General features: G+C 38.0%; 20 protein-coding genes. All 20 read left to right on the forward strand.

Annotated elements, in window-relative coordinates; translation table 11 throughout:
* Positions 1-118 precede the first annotated feature (118 nt).
* The 20 genes from ABVM52_RS10925 (at position 119) to ABVM52_RS11020 (ending at position 24629) form a co-directional block, all read left to right on the forward strand.
* On the forward strand, positions 119-1438 hold the full coding sequence (locus ABVM52_RS10925; protein WP_405380413.1) for an MFS transporter: 1320 nt from the start codon (positions 119-121) through the stop codon (positions 1436-1438).
* Positions 1439-1554: 116 nt separating this feature from the next.
* Complete coding sequence (locus tag ABVM52_RS10930) at positions 1555-3849, forward strand: NADP-dependent malic enzyme (protein WP_405380415.1); 2295 nt, start codon at positions 1555-1557, stop codon at positions 3847-3849.
* Positions 3850-3908: 59 nt separating this feature from the next.
* On the forward strand, positions 3909-4490 hold the full coding sequence (gene ruvA, locus ABVM52_RS10935) for a Holliday junction branch migration protein RuvA (RefSeq protein ID WP_405380417.1): 582 nt from the start codon (positions 3909-3911) through the stop codon (positions 4488-4490).
* A gap of 72 nt (positions 4491-4562) precedes the next feature.
* On the forward strand, positions 4563-11672 hold the full coding sequence (sprA, locus tag ABVM52_RS10940; protein ID WP_405380419.1) for a cell surface protein SprA: 7110 nt from the start codon (positions 4563-4565) through the stop codon (positions 11670-11672).
* 127 nt (positions 11673-11799) lie between these two features.
* A complete protein-coding gene (gcvH, locus tag ABVM52_RS10945) occupies positions 11800-12180 on the forward strand; it encodes a glycine cleavage system protein GcvH (protein ID WP_405380421.1) in 381 nt (126 codons plus the stop codon).
* Positions 12152-12562 carry a VanZ family protein gene (locus ABVM52_RS10950; protein WP_405380423.1) on the forward strand — a complete coding sequence of 137 codons (411 nt, stop codon included), beginning with the start codon at positions 12152-12154 and terminating at the stop codon, positions 12560-12562. Before gcvH ends, ABVM52_RS10950 begins: the two co-directional genes overlap by 29 nt.
* Positions 12563-12624: 62 nt before the next feature.
* On the forward strand, positions 12625-13329 hold the full coding sequence (locus ABVM52_RS10955) for an energy transducer TonB (RefSeq protein ID WP_405380425.1): 705 nt from the start codon (positions 12625-12627) through the stop codon (positions 13327-13329).
* A 230-nt stretch (positions 13330-13559) separates the two neighbouring features.
* Positions 13560-14462 carry a heme o synthase gene (cyoE, locus tag ABVM52_RS10960; RefSeq protein ID WP_405380427.1) on the forward strand — a complete coding sequence of 301 codons (903 nt, stop codon included), beginning with the start codon at positions 13560-13562 and terminating at the stop codon, positions 14460-14462.
* Position 14463: 1 nt separating this feature from the next.
* Positions 14464-15045: a heme-copper oxidase subunit III gene (locus tag ABVM52_RS10965; protein ID WP_405380429.1), complete on the forward strand. Its 582-nt coding sequence runs from the start codon at positions 14464-14466 to the stop codon at positions 15043-15045.
* A gap of 95 nt (positions 15046-15140) precedes the next feature.
* Positions 15141-16115 (forward strand): cytochrome c oxidase subunit 3, encoded by a 975-nt coding sequence (locus ABVM52_RS10970; RefSeq protein ID WP_405380431.1) that lies wholly within the window; start codon positions 15141-15143, stop codon positions 16113-16115.
* A gap of 53 nt (positions 16116-16168) precedes the next feature.
* Entirely contained in the window at positions 16169-16552 is a 384-nt protein-coding gene (locus ABVM52_RS10975) for a cytochrome C oxidase subunit IV family protein (RefSeq protein WP_405380433.1), read from the forward strand.
* A gap of 123 nt (positions 16553-16675) precedes the next feature.
* Positions 16676-17308, forward strand: a complete 633-nt coding sequence (locus ABVM52_RS10980; protein ID WP_405380435.1) for a hypothetical protein — start codon at positions 16676-16678, stop codon at positions 17306-17308.
* The gene (locus ABVM52_RS10985) at positions 17308-18039 is read left to right on the forward strand and encodes an SCO family protein (protein ID WP_405380437.1); all 732 of its coding nucleotides are present in this window, start codon (positions 17308-17310) and stop codon (positions 18037-18039) included. The genes ABVM52_RS10980 and ABVM52_RS10985 overlap by 1 nt, the downstream gene beginning before the upstream one ends.
* Before the next feature lie 10 nt (positions 18040-18049).
* Positions 18050-18583, forward strand: a complete 534-nt coding sequence (locus tag ABVM52_RS10990) for a DUF420 domain-containing protein (protein ID WP_405380439.1) — start codon at positions 18050-18052, stop codon at positions 18581-18583.
* On the forward strand, positions 18573-18794 hold the full coding sequence (locus ABVM52_RS10995; RefSeq protein ID WP_405380441.1) for a hypothetical protein: 222 nt from the start codon (positions 18573-18575) through the stop codon (positions 18792-18794). The genes ABVM52_RS10990 and ABVM52_RS10995 overlap by 11 nt, the downstream gene beginning before the upstream one ends.
* A 109-nt stretch (positions 18795-18903) precedes the next feature.
* Positions 18904-20151: an ABC transporter permease gene (locus tag ABVM52_RS11000; RefSeq protein ID WP_405380443.1), complete on the forward strand. Its 1248-nt coding sequence runs from the start codon at positions 18904-18906 to the stop codon at positions 20149-20151.
* 56 nt (positions 20152-20207) lie between these two features.
* Positions 20208-21461, forward strand: a complete 1254-nt coding sequence (locus ABVM52_RS11005; RefSeq protein WP_405380445.1) for an ABC transporter permease — start codon at positions 20208-20210, stop codon at positions 21459-21461.
* A 32-nt stretch (positions 21462-21493) separates the two neighbouring features.
* Complete coding sequence (locus ABVM52_RS11010; protein WP_405380447.1) at positions 21494-22609, forward strand: efflux RND transporter periplasmic adaptor subunit; 1116 nt, start codon at positions 21494-21496, stop codon at positions 22607-22609.
* 96 nt (positions 22610-22705) lie between these two features.
* Positions 22706-23407 carry an ABC transporter ATP-binding protein gene (locus ABVM52_RS11015; protein ID WP_405380449.1) on the forward strand — a complete coding sequence of 234 codons (702 nt, stop codon included), beginning with the start codon at positions 22706-22708 and terminating at the stop codon, positions 23405-23407.
* A gap of 46 nt (positions 23408-23453) precedes the next feature.
* A complete protein-coding gene (locus ABVM52_RS11020; protein ID WP_405380451.1) occupies positions 23454-24629 on the forward strand; it encodes an ABC transporter permease in 1176 nt (391 codons plus the stop codon).

Below are 24629 nucleotides of genomic sequence, written 5' to 3' on the forward strand. Positions count from 1 at the left end.
ATGTACTATAACGTTATCGTTGATATATCTATAAAATTCTTGTGTACTTATATGGTTGCTGTTTATTTAAAATGCTATATTGTTTCACCTTAGAAAATAGCAGTAATATTAAAGTATTATGAATTTTAGCAAACCAAGTTTAAGTTTTTGGCAGATATTTAATATGAATGTTGGGTTTTTAGGAATCCAATATAGCTTTGGACTTCAGCAAACGGCCATAAATCCAATATTTTTATATTTAGGTGCCCCGGAGGAAATGCTACCTATATTAAATATTGCGGGACCGGTAACAGGTTTGATCATACAGCCCATAATAGGTGCCATGTCAGACAAAACTTGGTCTAACCGTTGGGGTCGTCGTAAACCTTACTTTTTAATAGGAGCTATATTAGGTAGTTTGTGTTTGTTCGCATTTCCAACTAGTCCGGTTTTATGGTTCGCAGTGGGGCTTTTATGGATATTGGATGTAGGGAATAATATGGCCATGGAGCCTTATCGTGCCTTTGTAGGGGATAAATTGCCTGAAAAGCAGTTAAGTTTAGGGTATCAAATGCAAAGTTTGTTCGTAGGGGCCGGTATTCTATTGGCAAACGGGTCAATAGTACTTTTTCAATATTTATTCGGTGGAGATTCTGTAGAAGTGGCTGGTACCATACCAACTTGGTTGTATTACTCTTTCTATATAGGGGCAATACTATCCATTACTACAATACTTTGGTCGGTCCTTAAAACACCGGAAATTCCGCCATCCCCAGAAGAGCTGGCCGAAATAAATGAGGCTAAGGGGAAATCTATTATGGAAAGAATTGCATTGCCCTTTAAGGAAATTTCCCATTCAATAAAGATCATGCCAAAATTTATGTGGAAACTGGGCGCGGTCTATCTTTTTCAGTGGTATGCACTTTTTATATATTGGCAATATACTACTCCCTTATTTAAATTAACATTAGGATATACAACAGGTGAAGCGGCATCCCAATCGGCGCAAATGAGCTTGACCTATAATATCGTTACCATGGTCGTTGCCTTGGCGCTAGTTCCGCTAACCCTAAAATATGGCGGTAAAAAAGTCTATGCTTTGAGCTTGGTAGGAACGGCTATTGCATTATTTTCAATACCTTTTATCACGGACCCAAAATTAGTTTTGGCCCCAATGGTACTTTTTGGTATTGGTTGGGCGGCAATGATGGGTATACCCTATACCATGGTATCCAAAGTTGTGCCTCAAGAACGTCGTGGGGTTTATATGGGAATTTTAAATATGATGATCGTAATTCCTATGGGTATAGAAACGTTGACCTTTGGTCCTATTTATAAGTATTTATTAGGGAATAATGCCATTAATGCTATGTTGTTTGCGGGTGCCTTCTTTGTCCTTGCGGCAATTTTTGCAATGCGATTAAATGTAAAAAATTCAAAAGATGCGGTAGAAATATAGATTTTCTACCTTTTTAATGGGCTTTATTACCGTAGTTTTATTCTTTCTATAAAACTACGTTCTTTTCTCGCTCTTTTAAAGAATACCTTTAAATTTGACGAATAAAATAATAGAACATGAGCAAGGAAAAGCACAGAAGGGAAGCACTTATTTACCATGCAAAGCCTCAGCCTGGGAAAATTAAAATAGTTCCAACAAAACCATATAGTACACAACGAGATCTTGCTTTGGCCTATTCGCCCGGAGTGGCGGAGCCATGTTTGGAAATTGCAAAGGATAAGGAGAACGTTTATAAATATACTTCTAAAGGTAATTTGGTGGCCATTATTTCTAATGGTACGGCAGTTCTAGGATTGGGGAATATTGGTCCGGAGGCATCCAAACCTGTAATGGAAGGTAAAGGTTTGTTGTTTAAGATTTTTGCGGATATAGACGGAATAGATATTGAAGTGGATACGGAGGATGTGGATAAGTTTATAGAGACTGTAAAAATGATCGCTCCAACCTTTGGGGGTATTAACCTAGAGGATATAAAGGCACCGGAGGCTTTTGAAATTGAACGCCGTTTAAAAGAGGAGCTGGATATTCCCGTTATGCACGATGATCAGCACGGTACCGCTATTATTTCTGCAGCAGCCTTATTGAACGCCTTGGAACTTGCCAATAAAAAAATGGAGGAAGTTCGCATCGTCATCAGTGGCGCAGGTGCCGCAGCGGTGTCCTGTACAAAGTTGTACAAAGCATTTGGTGCACGAGCTGAAAATATTGTCATGCTAGATAGTAAGGGGGTTATTCGTAAAGATGCCGACAATCTTTCTGAGAGCAAAAAGGAATTTGCCACGGATAGAAAGATAGATACCCTAGAGGAAGCAATGGTAGATGCAGATGTTTTTGTGGGCTTGTCCATAGCTAATATCGTTTCTCCTGAGATGTTGAACTCTATGGCGGAAAACCCTATTGTATTTGCCATGGCGAATCCTGATCCCGAAATTGATTATAATTTGGCCATAGATACCCGTAAGGATATTATTATGGCTACAGGAAGGTCCGATCATCCTAACCAAGTGAACAATGTTTTAGGATTCCCTTTTATTTTTAGAGGTGCATTGGACGTAAGGGCAACCGCTATTAATGAAGACATGAAGATGGCTGCCGTAAAAGCTTTGGCAGACCTTACCAAACAGCCTGTTCCTGAGCAAGTGAATATTGCTTATGGAGAAACCAGACTGGCATTTGGCAAGGAATACATCATTCCAAAACCGTTTGACCAACGATTAATCTATGAGATACCGCCAGCGGTCGCTAAGGCGGCCATGGAAAGTGGAGTGGCAAAAGCTCCTATTCAGGATTGGGACAAGTACAGAGAAGAATTAATGTTACGATCCGGTAACGATAATAAGGTTGTACGGTTATTGCATGGCAGGGCACGTAGCAATGCCAAAAAAATTGTTTTTGCGGAAGCGGACCATTTAGATGTGTTGAAAGCCGCCCAAATAGTACATGAAGAAGGTATTGCTATACCTATATTACTGGGTAGAAAAGAGATTATTCTAGAATTAAAAAAAGAGTTGGAGTTCGATGCCGATCTGGATATCATAGATCCTATGTCAGAAGAGTTTGATGAACGCCATATTAGATATGCTACTAAATACTGGGAGAGCCGTAAACGTAATGGTGTAACGTTTTATAGTGCTAAGATAAAAATGCGGGAACGCAATTATTTTGGCGCAATGATGGTGTTAGAAGGAGATGCCGATGGTATGATATCGGGTTATTCCAGGGCTTACCCAACAGTGGTAAAACCAATTTTGGAAGTTATAGGCCGGGCAACGGGAGTTAAAAAAGTAGCCACGGTTAATATCATGATAACGGAAAGGGGACCTCTATTCTTGGCCGATACCTCTATAAACATAGAGCCCAATGCAGAAGAATTGGCAGATATTGCCCAAATGACCGCAAATGTAGCATCAACCTTTGGTTTTGATCCCGTTTTGGCCATGTTGAGCTATGCCAACTTTGGGTCATCTGTACATCCAAATGCAAGAAAGGTAAAAGAGGCCGTGAAAATGTTACATGAAAATTGCCCTAACCTAGTAGTCGATGGTGAAATTCAAACAGATTTTGCATTGAACAAAGAGCTTCATGAAAGTAAGTTTCCATTTTCAAAATTGGCGGGTAGAAAGGTAAATACCCTTATTTTTCCAAATCTGGACTCCGCTAACATCACTTACAAACTACTTAAAGAACTTAATGGTGCCGATTCTATTGGTCCAATTATGGTTGGTTTGCGTAAAGCTGTACATATTATGCAGCTTGGCGCCAGTGTGGATGAAATTGTAAATATGGCCGCCGTTGCGGTAATAGATGCCCAAGAAAGGGAAAAACGTAAAAAGGCAAAAGAAGCCAAATAAGTAAATTATGTTTTAGGGAAATGAATACTTCTTCATTTCCCTAAATAATATTCTGTTTTATGATACATCATTTAAAAGGTAGGTTAATAGAAAAGAACCCAACACACGTTATTGTAGAATGTGGTGGGGTAGGCTATTTTGTGAACATTTCATTAAATACCTTTTCTAAATTGCCTGAAGATGAAAGTATTTCAATTTTTACCCACCTTCAAGTAAAGGAAGATTCGCATACACTTTATGGTTTTATTGAAAAATCTGAACGAGAAATTTTTAGGTTGTTGATCTCGGTATCCGGTATTGGATCAAGCATTGCTAGAACCATGTTATCTTCACTTTCCCCACTGCAAATTAGGGATGCCATTGCCAATGGCGATGTGGCTATAATTCAATCCGTAAAAGGGATTGGAGCAAAAACGGCACAGCGTGTAATTTTAGATCTAAGGGACAAGGTATTAAAAGTCTACGATATTGACGAAGTTTCGCTCAATGCAAACAATACAAATAAAGATGAAGCGTTATCTGCTTTAGAAGTTCTAGGCTTCGCACGTAAACAGGCAGAAAGGGTTGTCGATAAAGTGCTTGCTCAAGATGCTTCTATAAGCGTGGAGGAAATAATTAAGCTCGCGCTCAAAAATTTGTAATTTTTTTAAAAAATAAGGGCGATTAAAAATCTTAAAACTTCTTTTAAGTATATCTTTCTATTCTTTACGTTTTTGGGAGGCATAAACTATGCTTCTGGTCAAGAAACGGAAGAGCAGGAGATAGATTCCGTAAAAACAGGATTTGAACTGGGTAAGATCCTAATCGAGAATCCGGATAGTATTGTATCCAAGTATATTTATGATCCAAAACTTGATCGTTATATCTATAATGAAAGTGTAGGCGATTTTAATATTGGCTATCCAATCATATTAACTCCTGAGCAATATTTTGAGCTTATTGAAAAAGAAGGGATCAAATCTTATTTCAAGGAAAAATCAGATGCCTATTCCGGTAAAAAAGCTGGCAGTGAAGAGGCACGTAAAAATTTGTTGCCCAACTTTTATGTAAACAATAATTTTTTTACTTCCATATTTGGGGGTAATACCATAGAAATTATACCACAAGGATCCGTGGCTATGGATCTTGGGGTAATATGGCAGAAAAATGATAACCCGTCCTTATCACCACGTAACAGAACCAATCTTTCTTTTGATTTTGACCAACGTATTAGTCTTAGTATGTTGGGTAAAATTGGTGAGCGGTTGCAAGTAAACGCCAACTATGATACGGAAGCTACCTTTGATTTTCAGAATATTGTAAAATTGGATTACACCCCAACAGAAGATGATATCATACAGTCTATTGAGGTGGGTAATGTTAATATGCCTTTGAACAGTTCTTTGATACAAGGAGCGCAAAGTCTATTTGGTGTAAAAACAAAATTACAGTTCGGCAAAACTTCGGTAACTGCCGTGTTTTCAGAGCAACGTTCACAAAACAATACCGTAGTTGCCCAAGGTGGTGGTACTTTGAATGAATTTTCATTGACGGCTCTGGACTATGATGAGAATAGACACTTTTTCTTGGCGCATTATTTTAGGGATAATTATGACCGCGCCCTTGAAACTTACCCTTACATTCAAAGCCAGGTACAGATTACACGTATAGAGGTGTGGGTTACCAATAGAAGCCAACAGACCTTAAATGTACGTAATGTTGTGGCTATACAAGATTTGGGTGAGGCAGATCCGGAAAATACAAGAATAGCACAAAACGGTGGTGGAGGAGCCGGTTTTTTTGATAGTAGTTTAAACTTTAGACCAAGAAACAGTGCCAACGACTACGACCCGGCTTTAATTAGCAGTGGTGGCGGTGCCTTAAATGATAATATTAGGGAAATTGCAACCGTGGAAAGTGGTTTTGATATTCCTGGTTATTCCGTTAATCAAGGTTTTGATTATGCTATTTTGGAGAATGCCAGAAAGTTGGAGCAAGGAAGGGATTTTGAGTTCAACTCACAATTGGGGTATATTTCATTGAACCAACGTTTAAGTAATGACGAAGTTCTAGGTGTCGCTTTTCAATACACCTACCAAGGCGAAGTATATCAAGTTGGGGAATTTGCCAATGGTGGACTAGAAGCCACTACTATCTCGCAAGGTGCTAATCCCATTATTGAGAATAATACATTGGTGCTTAAATTATTAAAAAGTAACATCACCAATATCAGTGATCCTATTTGGGATTTAATGATGAAGAATATTTATGCTACTGGTGCTTTTCGTTTAAGTGAAGAGGATTTTAAGCTGAACATTCTTTATTCTGATCCTACGCCAAGAAACTATATTACTCCAGTGGAAGAAGGTCCTGGGTCTGGTTGGCCAGAAGGTCTCGAAGAACGTATTTTGTTAAGTGTTTTTAATTTGGATAGGTTAAATGTCTATAATGACATACAGCCTGGAGGAGACGGTTTTTTTGATTTTGTACCGGGACAGACCATAGATATACAAGGTGGCCGTATCATATTTACCAAAGTAGAGCCGTTTGGTGAATTCTTATTCCAAGAATTGGAAAACGGAAACAGTGCTAGTTATGGGGACGAAACTTCTTATAATGCCAACCAAGAGAAATACGTATTCAAGGATATGTATGAATTGACCAAGGCGGCGGCATTACAGGATCCAGAGAAAAATAAATTCTTGCTAAAGGGTAAATATAAATCTGAAGGTAGTAACGGTATTCCTATTGGGGCATTTAATGTGCCTAGGGGTTCTGTTCGTGTTACCGCAGGTGGTAGACAATTGCAAGAAGGTATAGATTACACGGTAAATTATCAGGCGGGAACGGTGCAGATCTTGGACCCAAGTTTAGAGGCTTCTAATGTGCCGATCAATATTTCCGTAGAAAACAATGCCGTTTTTGGGCAACAGACCAGGCGTTTTACAGGAGTGAACGTAGAACATCAATTTACGGATAAGTTTGTTTTGGGCGCTACGTTATTGAACTTGAACGAAAGACCTTTAACGCAAAAGTCCAATTTTGGGGTAGAGCCTGTAAACAATACTATTTTTGGATTAAATGGAAACTTCTCTACTGAAGTACCGTGGTTAACTCGTATGGTGAACAAACTTCCAAATATAGATACCGATGTTCCATCAAACGTTTCTATTCGTGCGGAAATGGCCATGTTAAAGCCTAATTCTCCAAAAAATGCCAATTTTGAAGGGGAGACCACAACATATTTAGATGATTTTGAAGGCGCACAGGCATTAATAGATATACGTGCTTCTTTAGGTTGGTCAATTTCCAGTACACCTTTGGAATTCGGAAACGGGGGGCAACTTTACGGCAGTTCTCCAGAAGATCCTGATAATTTGTTAAATGGGTATGGCAGGGCCAAGCTTGCTTGGTATACTATTGATCCTATTTTCTATACCAATCAAAGGCCATCAGGAATCAGTGATGATGATATCTCAATTAATCCAACACGTAGGGTGTTTATTGATGAGGTTTTTCCACAGACCGATGTAGCCCAAGGGCAAACGCAGGTGCAGGGAACATTGGATATGGTTTACTATCCGGCTACAAAAGGACCTTATAACAATAATCCAAATTTTGAATCTGAATTGCCAAGCGATAAATGGGGAGGAATGATGCGTGCACTGAGCAGCACGGATTTTGAGCAGAGTAATGTGGAATTTGTTCAGTTTTGGGTCATGGATCCTTATGTTGATGGTATTTCCACAGGGGCTGGTGAATTGGTCATTAACCTTGGTAATATCTCTGAGGATATATTACGTGATGGAAAGAAACAATATGAAAACGGACTGCCCGGTGTGGACAGTAATGATTTTGTAGCGCCCACAACTTGGGGAGAAGTACCTGCTACACAATCCTTGGTTTATGCCTTTGACGCCAATGAACAAAATAGAAGTTTGCAGGATATTGGTTATGACGGATTAAACGATGTTAATGAAGCTGATGTTTTTACCAACAATGGAGGTGATGATCCTGCATTGGATAACTATCGCTATTACCTAAATAGAGAAGGTAGTATTTTAGAGCGCTATGTAGATTTTAACAGCCCAGAAGGTAACTCTCCTGTAGAGGTAACCAATACCAATAGGGGTTCTACCACCTTGCCAGATGTTGAGGATATAGATCGTGACCTTACCATGAATACGGTTAATAGTTATTATGAATACCGTATTCCTATTAGGCCCAATACTACTATTAACGATAAATATGTTACGGATATTAGAGAGGGGTTAGCTTCTGGTAATAGAATACCTAATGGAGACGAGGTTAATTACCGTTGGATCCAATATAAGATTCCGTTAAGTGATTTTACAGATGCTGTGGGCGGAATTACGGATTTTAGGTCCATTAGTTTCATGAGAATGTATATGACCGGGTTCAGTTCACCTACTGTTTTAAGGTTTGCAACGCTAGATTTGGTAAGGGGAGATTGGAGAACATATACCAAAACATTACAAGACCCTGATATAGATAACAATCCGGCAGATGATGGTACTTCATTAGATGTTAATACGGTTAATATTGAGGAAAATAGTAATAGAAGTCCCATTCCTTATGTATTGCCCCCAGGTGTTGTTAGGGAGCAATTGAATAATAACAATACGATCATCCGTCAAAATGAACAGTCACTTTCTTTATTGGTTGAAAATTTAGAGGCACAGGATGCCCGGGGTGTTTTTAAGAACCTTAATATAGATATCCGTCAGTATGAAAAATTAAAAATGTTCATGCATGCTGAAAAAATTGTGGATAGTGATTATGCAGATACGTCTACACCTTTGGTTGGTTTCTTAAGAATGGGTACGGATTTCTCCCAGAATTATTATCAAATGGAGCTTCCGTTGCAGTTTACACCTTTTGGTGCGGTTGCCGATACGGAAATATGGCCAGAAATTAATGAGTTGACCATAGCCCTTAGTGATTTGAACAAGGTAAAATCGCTATGGATTACAGGGGGCGAATTAAATGAAATGCGATTTTTTGAAATTGATAACGGTGAAGTGGTTCCCGTTGATGAATTTGATGTACGTACGCCGGGCAGGGTGCGTATAGGAATTAAGGGTAACCCGTCTCTTGGTAGTATCCGCAGTATTATGGTGGGTGTCAAGAATCAGGATAATTTGCCGGCCAGAGGTGAGGTTTGGTTCAATGAACTACGCCTTGCAGGTTTGGACAATAATGGCGGATGGGCCGCTGTAGCTTCCGTAGATGCCAATATTGCAGATTTTGCGAATGTTAGTGCTACGGGGAGCACCAGTACATCTGGTTTTGGTAGTATAGATCAAATGCCCAATGAACGGGCTAGGGAAGATGCCATATCTTATGATGTGGTAACCAATGTTAATGTTGGTCAACTGCTTCCAAAGCAATGGGGTATTCAAATTCCTTTTAATTATGGCATATCGGAGCAAGTGATTACGCCAGAATTTGACCCTGTTTATGACGATTTAAAGCTCAATGATTTAATAGATGCGGCGCCCGATCAAGAAACTGCAGATGAAATTAGGGAGCAGGCAGAGGATTATACCAAAAGAACAAGTATCAATGTCATAGGCCTACGTAAAGATCGTGGTGAAGAAGCCGATGCCAATTTTTACGATATAGAGAATTTTACATTTAATTACAGTTATAATGAAACCGATCATCGCGATTTTGAGATTGCACAGTTGCGTGACCAGAGCGTCAATACCGGTTTTGTTTATAACCATAGTTTTGAACCGGTAGAGGTTGCCCCTTTTGCCAAAAAAGATTCATTGTTTACAGGTAAGTACCTACAATGGTTAAAAGATCTGAACCTTAATTTATTGCCATCTACCATTGGGGTTAATTCAAATATCAACAGACAGTTCAACGCACAACGATTTAGGGATGTAAGGGAAGAGGGTGTAGATAGATTGGAGCTTCCAGAGCTTCAACAACGTAATTATTTGTTTAATTGGCAATATGCTATCAATTATAATTTGACCAAATCCTTACGATTAAATTTAACCGGGTCTAATAATAATATCGTTAGAAACTATTTTAATGAGGATGAGCCGGAAGATTCGTTCAATAGAATCGATAATACTTTGGGCTTGTGGGACGGTTTCTTTGATATAGGAGAACCAAATAGGCATTCACAACAAATGCAATTAAATTATGAAGTCCCGTTTGCCAAAATTCCGGCTTTGGATTTTATGAACACTCAATACACATATACCAGTAATTTTGATTGGCAACGTGGAGGAGATGCCATAAGGCAGGTTGTAGGGTCAGATATCAATACGGTACAAAATGCAAACACACATACCATAACTTCTTCGTTTACATTGCAGAAGTTTTATGATATGATCGGGCTTAAAAAGCGTTCAGCACCTAAAGCAGCTGCAGCAGGGCCAATTAGAAGAGACAAAGCTGGTGTGCCTGCAGAGGATCAGGAGAAAATCAAGGGCAAGACCAGTGATTTTTTCAATACGGTAGTAGATGTCGTTACTATGGTAAAAAGGTTAAATCTTAATTATAGCGAAAATAATGGTACGGTGCTCCCAGGGTATACCCAATCCGTAGGATTTATAGGTACGGCTAGACCAAGTGTTGGCTTTATTTTTGGTAGTCAGTCAGATGTACGGTTTGAAGCGGCAAGAAATGGTTGGCTTACATCGTTCCCTGAGTTTAATGAACAGTTTGTACAACGTACGAACAAACAGTTGAACATAACGGCAACGGCCCAACCTACCAGGGATATAACTATAGACCTAGTGGCAGACAGGCAGTATTCCAATAGTTATCAAGAGAATTTTAATGTGGTGGACCAGGAGTATAATGTTCAGTTGGGCAATACTTATGGTAGTTTCAGTATTTCTACTATGATGATCGGTACTGCTTTTGGTAAAAGTGATGAGTTTGATTCTGCCAATTTTGAGCAGTTTAAGGAAAATAGACTTACCATAGCCAACAGACTGGCTTTGGAAAATAATATTCCATTAAATGCAAATGGTGAATTTCCCGAAGGATATGGTAAAACACAGCAGAATGTATTGTTACCTGCATTTTTTGCGGCCTATACGGGTCAAGATGCTGGACGTGTAAACTTAGATACGTTTAGGGATATTCCAATTCCTAATTGGAGTATAAAGTACACAGGATTAATGAAGAATAAATGGTTTAAAAAGAAGTTCAAGCGTTTTTCATTGAGTCACGGTTACCGATCGGCCTATAGTATTAATTCTTTTCAGACCAATCTTGAAAAAGAGCAACTACGGAGCGATAGGAGAGATGACCCAAGTATTACCCTGACCGATGAGACCGGGAATATACTACCAGATTTAATTTTGAACAATGTAGTGCTTACCGATCAATTTAACCCTTTGGCGCGCGTAGATTTTGAAATGAAAAATTCTATCAGTGTATTGGCAGAGGTAAGGACAGATAGGGCCATGTCATTAAGTTTTGATAATAATTTAATGACAGAGATCAATGGTAAAGAATACACCGTTGGCTTGGGCTACCGCTTTAAGGATGTTAAATTTGTAACCAATATTGGGGGCAACAAAACAAGGTTAAAGGGCGATTTAAATTTAAAAGCAGATGTAACTCTAAGAGATAATCTTACTATTATTAGAAATTTGGATATAGATAATAATCAAATTACATCAGGGCAAAATTTAATGTCCTTAAAGTTTACCGCAGATTATGCATTAAGTAAACAGTTGAATGCCTTGTTTTTTTATGATCATTCATTCTCCCAGTTCGCGGTTTCCACAGCTTTTCCACAAACTACCATAAATACAGGGTTTACTATAAGGTACAATTTTGGTAATTAAGAAATTACGTGGGTAAATATAAATGGTGCTATAGTTAAGTTTTTAAAGGGGTAATTCATTAATTTATTTTTTTGATAACCTTAGCATAAAACTTTACATTTGCCGGAGTAAAAAATAATATCAAATAATGAACATACCAGCTGAATTAAAGTATACTAAAGACCATGAGTGGGTAAAAATAGACGGTGATATTGCAACTGTTGGCATTACCGATTTTGCACAAGGGGAGCTTGGGGATATTGTATATGTAGAAGTAGATACATTAGATGAGACCTTGGATCGCGAAGCCATTTTTGGCACTGTAGAGGCCGTTAAAACGGTTTCTGATCTTTTTTCGCCATTATCTGGTGAAATTGTGGAATTTAATGAGGCTTTGGAAGATGAGCCTGAACAAGTAAATTCTGATCCCTATGGTGCAGGTTGGATGGTGAAAATCAAGTTCACCAATGAGGATGAGATTAATGATTTATTAAGTGCAGATGCCTACAAAGAAATTATTGGCGGGTAAAAACCTTATTTATAAACTATTATTTATAAGCTGGATGATGTTCGTAACATTTTTCAGCTTATTTTCTTTTTCAGATGTAGATACCTCTGGGTTCAATATACCGCATATGGACAAAGTGGTGCATTTTACTTTTTACCTGGTTATGGTGGTCCTTGCCTATTTGGCCAAAACAAATGGCGGTGTTAAATTGTCTTCCTTTAAATGGGTAATAGGTATTATGATATTTGCTGTAGCATATGGCATAATTATTGAGGTATTACAGTATGTTGCAACTACAGATAGACATGGAGATATTTTGGATGCATTGGCAAATTCTTGCGGTGCTATCGTAGGAATGTTCTTCATACGAACACGGTTTTTTTCTAAGCCATCGTTAAAATGAAAATTTTAGTTGCATTTTTATGGATTAATTAGTTAAATTAGCAATCACTAAATTGAAAATATATGGAACCTAAAAAGAATCCTAAAGCGGATTTAACGAAGAACAGCAGCCTTTACTTTGTTATTGGATTGTTCGCGGTAATGCTATTTACTTACGTAGCGTTTGAGTGGAAAACCTATGATGAGGTTAATGATTATGATATTTCTATGAACGTAGATGACTTATTGGATGAAGAGGTTCCAATGACAGAACAAATTAAAACACCACCACCGCCACCGCCACCAGCTGCACCTGAGATTATTGAGGTAGTTGAGGATGAGGAAGAGGTAGAGGAAACTGTAATTGAGTCTACAGAAACTAGTCAAGAAGAAGAAATCGTTGAGGTTGAGGACGTTGTCGTAGAAGAAATTGAAGAGGATGTAGATGTACCTTTCGCGGTTATTGAAGATGTACCTGTATTCCCTGGTTGTGAAAACGATAGCGATAAAAGGGCTTGTTTCAATAGAATGATTCAAAAGCATATTGGTAAAAATTTCCGTTATCCAGAAATTGCTCAAGAAATGGGTGTTCAAGGTAGGGTAAGTGTAATGTTCGTTATCCAGAAAGATGGTAGCATTGGTAATGTTAGAATGCGTGGTCCTGACAAAAATTTGGAAAAGGAAGCGGCAAGAATTATTAATAAACTTCCTAAGATGACACCTGGTAAGCAAAGGGGAAGAGCGGTACGTGTACCATTTAGTATTCCAATTAACTTTAAATTACAATAGTAGTAGTTACTATTTTGAAATTATATAAAAATCCCGTGTTTATGACACGGGATTTTTTTTGCCTTTAATAATTAGTACTGTCTTTTTGTTTTCATAAAAGATTTTCATTGTAAGGTTATGTCTTAACTATAATCTGACTACATGCTTTTTAGTGTTAGCGTATTAAAAAATGGGTTATGGTTGCAGAAATATCTCTAGCGGGTTATCTTTGCAGACCTATTAATTAAATTATGAAAACGGCTGTGGGTTCGGCGAAAAATAATGTACTTACATTACTGTTTGCCGATTTTAAGGAGATTACCAAGGCTAGGTTGGCAATTAGTGTCGTTTTCTCTTCTATTGCAGGGTATCTTTTAGGAGCATATGAAGTACAATGGGTCCAATTACTATTATTGGCCTTTGGCGGCTATTGTATGGTAGGGGCAAGTAATGCGTACAATCAAGTCATTGAAAAAGATTTGGATGTTTTGATGAAGCGCACTAAAAATAGGCCGGTACCGTCAGGAAGAATGTCCGTAAATACTGCACTGACCATAGCAATTATCTTAACCTTATTAGGGGTTGTAGCACTTTATCAACTGAATCCTAAAACCGCCATGTTCGGGGCAATTTCCATCTTTCTATATACTAGTGTGTATACTCCCTTGAAAACCATTACCCCTCTTGCTGTATTTGTTGGTGCCATACCTGGGGCAATACCTTTTATGTTGGGGTGGGTGGCAGCAACCAATGATTTTGGGATTGAGCCTGGAACATTGTTCATGATACAATTTTTTTGGCAGTTTCCCCATTTTTGGGCATTAGGATGGATGTTGGATGAAGATTATAGAAGTGGCGGATTTAAAATGTTGCCAACGGGAAAAAAAGATGCGGCCACGGTATTACAGATTATTATGTATACCATATGGATGATGGTCATTTCCGTAATACCGGTATTTGGAATAACAGGAAGGTTACACCTATCTATCATAGCAGCGGTAATTGTGTTTATTATGGGGGCTATCATGCTAGGGTTTGCCTTTAAATTGTATAGGCAAAGGGATAATGCTTCGGCAAGAAAATTAATGTTGGCAAGCGTTAGCTACATAACGTTAATGCAAATTGTATATGTAATCGATAAATTTTTAGCTTAATATGGATTTAACACAAGGTACACCGGAGGAAAAAAATGCAAGGGCAAAAAAGATGATGCTTTGGTTTGGAATCGTAAGTATGATTATGAGTTTTGCGGGTTGGACAAGTGCCTATATTGTAAGTAGGTCTCGAGATGACTGGGCAAGTAACGTGGACCTTCCACAAGCGTTTTTTTATAGCACTATCGTAATAATTCTAAGTAGTATCACCTATTTTTTAGCTAAAAAATCGGTAAAGGAAGGAAAGGGCGGTAAGACAAAACTTTGGTTATGGATTACATTAGGTTTAGGTGTAGTATTTATTTCATTACAGTTTCAGGGCTTTTCACAATTAGTAGCTAACGGTTACTATTTTACAGGTCCAACGAGTAGTATTAAAATGTCATTTATATTTTTAATTGCCATGGTGCATATCTTGCATTTAGTTGCCGGTATTATATCCTTATTGGTAGTTATTTACAATCATGGAAAAGGTAGGTACACTGCCCAGAATTATTTAGGCTTGTCATTAGGGGCTACATTTTGGCATTTCTTGGATTTTCTTTGGTTGTACCTAGTCCTATTTATGACCTTTGTAAAATAAAAAGTGGTTCAGTTTAAGTTTTGGGCAAATTGCTCTTTTATATAGTTCAAAAAAATGTAAATTTGCTAAAGTTTTATTAAAACGATAATTAGTATATGAATTCTACGGTGACAACGGCAGAGGAAACAAACGTTTGGGGTGGTGGTAACCATCCATTGGGAGCAAGCTACGGTAAATTAATGATGTGGTTTTTCCTAGTATCGGATGCATTAACATTTTCAGGCTTTTTAGCGGCCTATGGTTTTTCAAGATTTAAATTTATTGAGACTTGGCCCATTGCGGACGAAGTGTTTACCCACGTTCCGTTCTTCCATGGTAACTATCCAATGATTTATGTTGCCTTTATGACCTTTATATTGATTATGTCTTCGGTAACCATGGTGTTGGCGGTAGATGCTGGTCATAAAATGAAAAAGAATGCCGTAATCTGGTATATGTTCGCCACTATTATTGGGGGTGCTATATTTGTTGGTTCTCAAGCATGGGAATGGGGAACTTTTATAAAAGGTGACCATGGAGCTTTGGAGACCAAAGGAGGTAGAATATTACAATTTGTTAAGGCTGATAGCGGTGAGCGCGCATCTCTTAGTGATTTTGCGGTAACCATTCCTGGTGAAAGAGTGGCTCATGAAAGAAAAAATGGTATTTGGTTCTTTGATGAAGGTGAACTTCCAAGCTATTCCTTAAATGAGGTAATTGAAGGTTTTAAGGCAGATCCTAATATTTTAATAAGAACGGAGTTGATCAACGAAGAAGGAGAAAAAACCCTTTTGGATAGGCAGGCATCATTGGCAAAATTGGCAGATGCAACCATGGTTGTAGAAGGAGCCAATTTAATTAGAAATGAATACGGCAGTAGACTGTTTGCAGATTTCTTTTTCTTTATAACAGGCTTTCACGGATTTCACGTATTTTCTGGTGTGGTAATCAATATCATTATTTTCTTCAATGTTATTTTGGGTACTTATGAAAGAAGGGGCCATTATGAAATGGTTGAAAAAATTGGGCTTTACTGGCACTTTGTGGATTTGGTATGGGTATTCGTATTTACCTTTTTCTACTTGGTTTAATTTAAGGCAACACATCAGTTCTTCTATAGTTATATTAAAAAGATTATATTAAAATGGCACACGGACATAAGTTAGAAATTTTTAGGGGACTAGTAAAGTTCAAGTCCAACACACAAAAGATTTGGGGAGTTTTAGCTTTTCTTACGCTAATTACGGCAGTAGAGGTTGTATTGGGTATAATTAAGCCAGAATCCTTGACGGATACCTATTTTCTAGGGATGAAGTTGATCAACTGGGTATTTATTATCCTTACATTGGTAAAGGCCTATTATATTGCTTGGGATTTTATGCACCTTAGAGATGAAAAGGCATCACTTAGAAGAGCAATTGTTTGGACACCAATATTCTTGATTATTTATCTTGTTTTTATATTGCTCGTTGAGGCGGATTATATTTACAATGTCTATAAGGATGGGTTTGTAAGCTGGAATTTCTAAGGTATAATTAACAGTATTAAAAGACGGTCTTAATACCGTCTTTTTTATTTTTGTATAGTTTCTTTTTTAAGCTGGCGTGGCAGTAAGACACTTTAATGTTTGCTAAACTCTCTTGACTAAAATATGAAAAAGACATTTATTCTTATTGTGTTGTTTGTGCTACCCATTGTGGCATATCTTTTTTTTGCCAGCGGTGTAAATAACTTTGGTAGACTACCCATACTTACGGAAAATATTAAGGAACTAAATGTAGAGGGTAGTGATATTAAATTTGAAGACCGTATTACTGTTTTGGGTTTTTTAGGCGGAAATGTCGAAAATAGAAAAGGTAATGCCTTTAACCTAAACCAAAAAATCTACAAACGCTTTCATGAGTTCAAGGATTTTCAATTTGTAATGCTTTTACCGTATGGAACGGAAGAAAGTACAGAGGAACTCAAAAATGAGCTTGCTACGCTTGCAGATGTAGAAAAATGGCATTTTGTGTTTAGTAGTCCTGAAATAGTTAAGGTTGTTTTTGAAAGCCTACAAACAGATATATCTTTAGATGCTGAATTAGGTACGCCATATGTATTCGTAATCGATAAGGATTTGGCGTTACGCGGTCGTACGGATGATGAGGATGAAGGAACTAAGTATGGGTTCAACTCCAGCTTGGTATCTGACCTGAACAATAAAATGGTAGATGATATTAAAATAGTTCTGGCAGAATATAGACTGGCCCTAAAAAAGAATAACGCGGAAAGAACCAAGTAATGAATAAAAAGTATACATATGTTTGGGTTTCTTTGATTGTTCTAATTTTTGGAATAATCGTTATACCTAAAATTGTAGATAGAATGTCTTCTGGTACAGTTGTTCAGAATGATAGGCTAAACGGAGCTGTACCTGAATCTGACGATGAATTGGGTTATATCTTATTGAATGGGCAAAAAAGGAAAGTGCCTTCTTTCTCGTTTATTAATCAGGATAGTGTTGTGGTTACGGATAAGGATTACCTTGGTAAGGTATATGTGGTAGATTTCTTTTTTACTAGATGTCCAAGTATTTGTCCGGTTATGACAACAAACTTGGTTAGTTTGCAGAATACTTTTAAAGATTCTAAAAATTTTGGTATTGCATCTTTTAGTATTACCCCAGAGTTTGATACCCCATCGGTTTTAAGACAATATGCCCAAAAATATGAAATAGATACTTCGGTCTGGAATTTGTTGACCGGAGATAAGGATGGTATTTATGAATTGGCTAATGCGGGCTTCAATATATTTGCAGCAGAAATGCCGGAAGTGCCAGGCGGATTTGAACATTCTGGTTTGTTTGCGTTAGTGGATAAAGAAGGATATCTTCGTTCCAGGATGGATAAATTTGGTAATCCTATAGTTTATTATAGGGGAGCAATACTAGAGCAGGATAAAACCAACGATCACGGTGAAACGGAGGAAATAAGTATTCTAAGGACCGATATTAAAAAATTATTACAGGAATAAGTAGAAAGTTATGCAAGGGAAGGTTACCGATGAAAAGAACTTTAATAGGATGATTACAGTGGTCTCCATTGTTATACCTATTGTTGTGGCTTTACTTTTTGGAATTAAAATACCCAATGTGGCTCCATTGTCTTTTTTGCCGCCCATATATGCGGGTATTAATGGTTTAACGGCTATATTGTTGCTAGTTGCGGTTTGGGCAATTAAAAACGGTAATCAAAAATTACATCAAAATTTAATGACTACGAATATCGTTTTGTCATTGCTTTTTTTAGTGATGTATATTGCGTACCACATGACTTCAGATTCTACCCCTTTTGGTGGTGATGGTTACATAGCATACATATATTATTTTATTCTTATCACCCATATTATCCTGTCCATAGCGTTAATTCCATTGGTTTTACGAACATATGCAAAGGCTTATTTGAAGAAATATGAAGCACATAGGTCGTTGGCCAAATATACTTTTCCTGTTTGGTTATATGTAGCCGTAACCGGGGTAGTGGTTTATTTAATGATATCTCCATATTATGCGTACTAAAAAAACTTTATTGCTCTTGATTATGGCTTTTTTGGCTTTCACTATAGATGTGGAGGCACAATGTGCAATGTGTAGGGCGGTTTTAGAAAGTGAATCTACCGGTAAGGCAGCGGAAGGTATTAATAATGGTATAGTTTATTTAATGGCCGTGCCCTATGTATTGGTAGCTGGTCTGTTTTATTTTATCTATAGAAAAATGCGTACAACTTAGTATGCACAAATTTTTTACATTTTAGGTGTAACAAAATTTATATTGGTTAGTCTTATAGATGTACAATAGCCATATTGTATTCATCAATCAATCAAAACTAATCAATCATATGTTCGATCTAGAACGTTGGCAAGAAATTTTTGATACCATACGCAAAAATAAACTGCGCACTTTCCTAACGGGTCTTTCCGTAGCTTCTGGAATATTTATTTTAGTTATTTTATTGGGGTTTGGACAAGGTATGCAAAACGGTATTGCCAAGGAGTTTGAACAAGACGCGGCTACCAGTGTTTGGGTATGGCCAGGAGTTACTACAAAGCAGTATAAAGGAATGAATCCTGGTAGAAGAATACAACTGCGCAATGAAAATTATGATTTTGCCGCTGTATTATTGGCCGATAAAATTGAGAACAAATCCCCTCGTTTATTCGTAAGAAATTCTTTTGTCAATTATGGCAAGGAATCTTTGGCGTATAATGTACAAGGTGTAAGTGGCCAATTCCAGTTTATAGAAAATGAATTTATGTCGCAAGGAAGGTTCCTTAACCAGCAAGATGTGGACTTAAAATCAAAAGTGGCCATAATTAGCAATAAAATTAAACGGGAGGTTTTTAAAGGAGATAAAAGCCCAATTGGCGAAATTTTGGATATCTCCGGTATTTCATTCAAAATTGTTGGGGTGTATGGCGATGTTGGCGGAGAAAGGGAAGAGGACCGCATATATATCCCCATCAGTACCGCGCAACAAGTTTTTAATGGTGCGGACTTCATCAACAATTTAGCCTATACATTGCCACCGGCAAAGGATTTTGAAACTGCGGTTGCACAATCTATTCAGTTTAAAAATGCAATAAAGTCGTACTTGCAACAAGCACATACCGTGGCACCTGATGATACCAGTGCCATACAGGTCTATAATCCTATGGAAGAGGCCAAACGTTTCTATTCCTTAATGGGCGGAATAAAGTTTTTCTTTTGGTTTGTTGGTGTTTGTACCATAATAGCTGGAATTGTAGGGGTCAGTAATATAATGCTAATCGTGGTAAAGGAAAGAACTAGGGAAATTGGAATTAGGAAGGCCTTAGGGGCCAAACCTTGGTCCATAGTTGGTATGATTTTACATGAAGCTATTTTTATAACGGCAATAGCTGGTTTTTCCGGTCTTATTCTGAGTATGGGGCTATTGGAATTAGTGGGTCCCCATTTAGAGATAGATTATATACTTAATCCCTCCGTAGATTTCAAAGTGGCCATGACTACTGTAATAGTGCTGGTGGTGGCGGGTGCTATCGCAGGTTTTTTCCCTGCATGGAGGGCGGCCAAGATTCATGTAATTGAAGCCTTGCGTGATGAGTAACAAAATGATATTGGATACCATAGTGTATTTAAACCTAAAATTTAAATAATTCAAAAATGTTCAACCGTGACCGTTGGAAAGAAATAATGGAAGTTTTGTCCGGGAATGTCTTTAGGACATTAGCTACTTCTTTTGGTGTAGGTTGGGGTGTCTTTATACTGATTATTCTATTGGCCGCTGGTAAGGGGCTAGAGAATGGTATACGTGCAGATTTTGGGGATATAGCCACCAATACCATGTTCATGTGGTCACGAAGTACAACAATGCCCTACAAAGGTTTGCCTAAAGGTAGACAGTTTAGATTTAAGATAGAAGATGTACAGGCCATACGGGATAATGTTCCTAACCTGCGCTTTATTTCCCCTCGCAATCAATTAGGAGGATTTGGCGGTGGCAACAATGTGGTAAGGGGGCTTAATGTGGGGGCGTTTAATATTTATGGCGATTATCCTGAAATTATTCGCCAAGAACCCATGACCATTACCTCGGGTAGATTTTTAAATCAGAATGATATAGAGGATAAAAGAAAAATTGCCGTAATAGGGGATGGGGTACAAAATGAGCTTTACGATAAGGGTGAGCAGGTCTTGGGAACCTATATTAAAATTCAAGGGGTAAACTTTATGGTCGTAGGTACCTATAAAAAGAAAACGGAAGGTGGGGAAGAAGGGCAAAAGGAAATATTTGTTCCTTTTACAGCCTTTTCCCAAGCATTTAATATGGGGAATAATGTGGGATGGATGGCCATAACTGCTGAAGATGGCAGCTCAATTAGTGATTTAAAGGAAAAAATTGTAAGTGTGGTTAAAGAAAAGCGGCGTGTTCATCCAGATGATAAACGGGCTGTGGGCTACTTTGACCTTTACGAACAATTTAATAGGGTCGAGAGTCTCTTTGGGGCATTGCGCTGGGTGGCTTATTTTGTTGGAGTACTTGTTTTATTGTCCGGAATAATAGGGGTAAGTAATATTATGTTGATCGTAATAAAGGAGCGTACCAAGGAAATAGGTATACGCCGCGCCTTGGGAGAAGCACCTTGGTCCATAAAAAAACAAATACTTATGGAGTCTATTTTCTTGACCATAATTTCCGGTATGATCGGTATTGTCTTTGGCGCTTTATTTATATATGGGGTAAACGCGGTATTGGATTCGGTAGGACCGGTAGATATGTTCATTAACCCAAGTGTAAGTTTGGGCGTGGTATTGAGTGCCTTGGTCATCTTGGTATTTTCAGGGTTGCTTGCAGGTTTTATTCCTGCCCAAAGTGCTATTAAAATCAGGCCAATTGAAGCCTTAAGAACAGAATAAAAAATATTTAAAAAAATATAACCAATCAAAAAATGAAAAAATCAGTTACTATCATCATTCTTTTATGCATCGTTTTGGCCTTTGGTGGGTCTATGTATTATTTATATCAAAAAAACGCTGAAGATCCTGTTGTTTATCAAACAGAAGAACCATCCAAGCAGACCATTATTAGAAAAACGATGGCCACTGGTAGTATTTTGCCCTTGGAAGAGGTGTTGATCAAACCCAATATTTCTGGAGTAATAGATGAAATATTTGTAGAAGGGGGCGATTATGTACAATCTGGGGATTTGCTATGTACCATAAAAGTGGTGCCTAACCTAAGTGCATTGAACGACGCCAGAAACAATATAGATGAAGCAAAAATTAGCTTGGACGATCAAACAAGAAATTTAAATAGGCAAAAAGGTTTGTTTGAAAAGGGAGTTATTTCCAAAGTGGACTTGGAACGTGCAGAGGTTACTTATAATCAAGCAAAACAATCTTTTGCTGCCGCCAACAAACGCTTTGATATTATTAAGACCGGAACAACGGCTGGTTATGGTAACGCTGCAAATACGCAAATAAGGGCTACGGTTAGTGGAATGGTCCTGGAAGTACCGGTAGAAGTTGGTAACCAGGTCATAGAAAGCAATAATTTCAACGAGGGTACCACTATTGCTGCAATTGCAGATGTGGACAAAATGATTTTTGAAGGCAAGGTAGATGAATCTGAAGTAGGTAAAATAAAGGAAAATCTACCCCTGGAAATTACGGTCGGAGCCATAGAGGATAAGGTTTTTGATGCAGTATTGGATTATATAGCCCCAAAGGGTAATGAAGAGAACGGTGCAATACAGTTTGAGATTAAAGGCACACTTAAAAAACAGGATAGTGTGTTCATAAGGGCCGGTCTTAGTGCCAATGCCTCAATTATACTTGCTCGTGCAGATAGTGTTTTGGCGGTAAAGGAAGCTTTGGTTCAATTTGATGATCAAACTAAAAAACCATTTGTAGAAATAGCTACCGGTGAACAAAAGTTTGAGCGTAAGGATGTTGAGCTGGGTATTAGTGATGGTATTTATGTTCAAATAAATTCAGGAATCAATGAGGGCGATAAAATCAAGGTTTGGAACGAAGTAAAACCAGATGAATTTGCCCAAAATTAAAAAATATAAAAAAATATAAGAATTGATGTAACAATCTTATCCCCATACAGTCTAATGAAAAGACAATGCTTAGGATTGTTCAAAACCATAACCAACATGATTCAAATTAAAGATCTTCATAAGTCCTATAAAATGGGCAAAAACTCACTTCACGTTTTAAAGGGAATAAATTTTAATGTTGAGGAAGGTGAATTGGTAGCAATTATGGGTTCATCCGGTTCCGGGAAATCAACACTGTTGAATATCCTTGGGATGTTAGATAGCTCGGATACTGGGGAGTATGTATTGGACAATGTCCCTATTAAAGATCTTAACGAGACCAAGGCCGCAAGGTATAGGAACAAATTCTTGGGCTTCGTTTTTCAGTCCTTTAACTTAATTAATTACAAAAGCGCCGCAGAGAATGTTGCATTGCCCTTGTACTATCAAAAAGTACCCAGAAAGGAGCGTCAGGAAAAAGCATTAAAATATTTGGAACAAGTGGGGCTTAAGGAATGGGCATCCCATTTACCCAGTGAGCTTTCTGGTGGTCAAAAACAACGTGTGGCCATAGCTAGGGCATTGGCCGCCGAACCTAAGGTACTACTTGCCGATGAGCCTACCGGGGCATTGGATAGTAAAACATCTTATGAGGTTATGGACTTGATACAGAAAATTAACGATCAAGGAAATACTATTCTAATAGTTACGCATGAACCGGATATTGCAGATATGTGTAAGCGTATTGTGCATTTAAAAGATGGGGTGATCATTGAAGATAAGAAAATTGAACAGGTAAGGGCAGAACAATATGTTTGATCGCGATATTTGGCAGGAAATTTATCACAGCATTAGCAATAATAAGTTGCGTACATTTTTAACGGGTTTTTCCGTGGGGTGGGGTATTTTTATTCTTGTAATGTTGCTAGCTAGCGTAAATGGAATGCAGAACGGTTTTACTATGCAGTTCAGTGATGATGCAACCAATTCAATTTTTATACGTACAGGAACTACCTCCATGGCCTATGGGGGCTTTGAGGCCGGCAGAAGAGTACAGTTGACCAATGATGATATTAATTATATAAAGCGCAGCTTTCCAAACGATATTGAATACATTAGCCCAAGGGTATACCAAAATACTTCAGCGCGTTATAAGAGTGAGACCGGTTCTTACAATATACAGGCGGTTTATCCGGATCATCAGGCCATAGAGAAAACAATTGTTAATAAAGGTAGATATATCAACACCAATGATTTGCTCAATGCCTCTAAAGTGGCGGTTATTGGAAGAAAAGTAGAGGAAGACCTTTTTAAAGGGGAAGATGCCATAGGTAAATTTGTGGAGTTCAACGGCTTACCGTTTAGGGTCATTGGCACATTTACAGATGATGGGGATGATAATGCGGAGCGTGGAATCTATGCCCCTACCAGCACCTTTCAAAAAATGTACGGGCAAACGGATCATATTGATCAGATATCCTTGACCTATAACCCCACTTACGACCTTACCAAAGCCTTGGAATTTTCAGAACGTTTGGAAAGTGTTTTTAAACGTAGGTTTAAAATAGCTCCACAAGATCAAGCCGGACTACGTATTTTTAATTATGCACAAGTTTTTGAAGATATCAGCAACTTTACCGGTGGTTTGGATATTGCCGTAATCATTGTGGGCTTATTAATATTGTTGTCGGGTATTGTAGGTATTGGCAATATCATGGTATTTATTATTAAAGAACGTACTAAAGAAATTGGCGTTAGAAAAGCGCTGGGCGCAGAACCTTGGTCTATTATTAAATTGGTTTTGTTTGAATCTGTTTTTATTACGGCCCTATCCGGTTTTATAGGCTTGGGTATTGCTACGGCTTTATTAACGGCAGTAGGCCCCAGTATACAGTCTGGTGCATTTGCAAATCCGTCGGTGAGCATGTCCATTGTAGTAACGGCAACAATAATATTAGTGGTAGCGGGGGTATTGGCAGGTCTAATACCGGCTATGAAAGCAGCAAAGGTTAAACCAATTGTAGCGTTAAGCGATAAATAA

The sequence above is a fragment of the Maribacter sp. LLG6340-A2 genome (genome assembly GCF_045057105.1).
Taxonomy (GTDB): domain Bacteria; phylum Bacteroidota; class Bacteroidia; order Flavobacteriales; family Flavobacteriaceae; genus Maribacter.

Coding starts and splice junctions, on each gene's coding strand:
- ABVM52_RS10925 (WP_405380413.1), top strand. CDS start 119: ATGAATTTTAGCAAACCAAGTTTAAGTTTTTGGCAGATATTTAATATG.
- ABVM52_RS10930 (WP_405380415.1), top strand. CDS start 1,555: ATGAGCAAGGAAAAGCACAGAAGGGAAGCACTTATTTACCATGCAAAG.
- ruvA (WP_405380417.1), top strand. CDS start 3,909: ATGATACATCATTTAAAAGGTAGGTTAATAGAAAAGAACCCAACACAC.
- gcvH (WP_405380421.1), top strand. CDS start 11,800: ATGAACATACCAGCTGAATTAAAGTATACTAAAGACCATGAGTGGGTA.
- ABVM52_RS10950 (WP_405380423.1), top strand. CDS start 12,152: ATGCCTACAAAGAAATTATTGGCGGGTAAAAACCTTATTTATAAACTA.
- ABVM52_RS10955 (WP_405380425.1), top strand. CDS start 12,625: ATGGAACCTAAAAAGAATCCTAAAGCGGATTTAACGAAGAACAGCAGC.
- cyoE (WP_405380427.1), top strand. CDS start 13,560: ATGAAAACGGCTGTGGGTTCGGCGAAAAATAATGTACTTACATTACTG.
- ABVM52_RS10965 (WP_405380429.1), top strand. CDS start 14,464: ATGGATTTAACACAAGGTACACCGGAGGAAAAAAATGCAAGGGCAAAA.
- ABVM52_RS10970 (WP_405380431.1), top strand. CDS start 15,141: ATGAATTCTACGGTGACAACGGCAGAGGAAACAAACGTTTGGGGTGGT.
- ABVM52_RS10975 (WP_405380433.1), top strand. CDS start 16,169: ATGGCACACGGACATAAGTTAGAAATTTTTAGGGGACTAGTAAAGTTC.
- ABVM52_RS10980 (WP_405380435.1), top strand. CDS start 16,676: ATGAAAAAGACATTTATTCTTATTGTGTTGTTTGTGCTACCCATTGTG.
- ABVM52_RS10985 (WP_405380437.1), top strand. CDS start 17,308: ATGAATAAAAAGTATACATATGTTTGGGTTTCTTTGATTGTTCTAATT.
- ABVM52_RS10990 (WP_405380439.1), top strand. CDS start 18,050: ATGCAAGGGAAGGTTACCGATGAAAAGAACTTTAATAGGATGATTACA.
- ABVM52_RS10995 (WP_405380441.1), top strand. CDS start 18,573: ATGCGTACTAAAAAAACTTTATTGCTCTTGATTATGGCTTTTTTGGCT.
- ABVM52_RS11000 (WP_405380443.1), top strand. CDS start 18,904: ATGTTCGATCTAGAACGTTGGCAAGAAATTTTTGATACCATACGCAAA.
- ABVM52_RS11005 (WP_405380445.1), top strand. CDS start 20,208: ATGTTCAACCGTGACCGTTGGAAAGAAATAATGGAAGTTTTGTCCGGG.
- ABVM52_RS11010 (WP_405380447.1), top strand. CDS start 21,494: ATGAAAAAATCAGTTACTATCATCATTCTTTTATGCATCGTTTTGGCC.
- ABVM52_RS11015 (WP_405380449.1), top strand. CDS start 22,706: ATGATTCAAATTAAAGATCTTCATAAGTCCTATAAAATGGGCAAAAAC.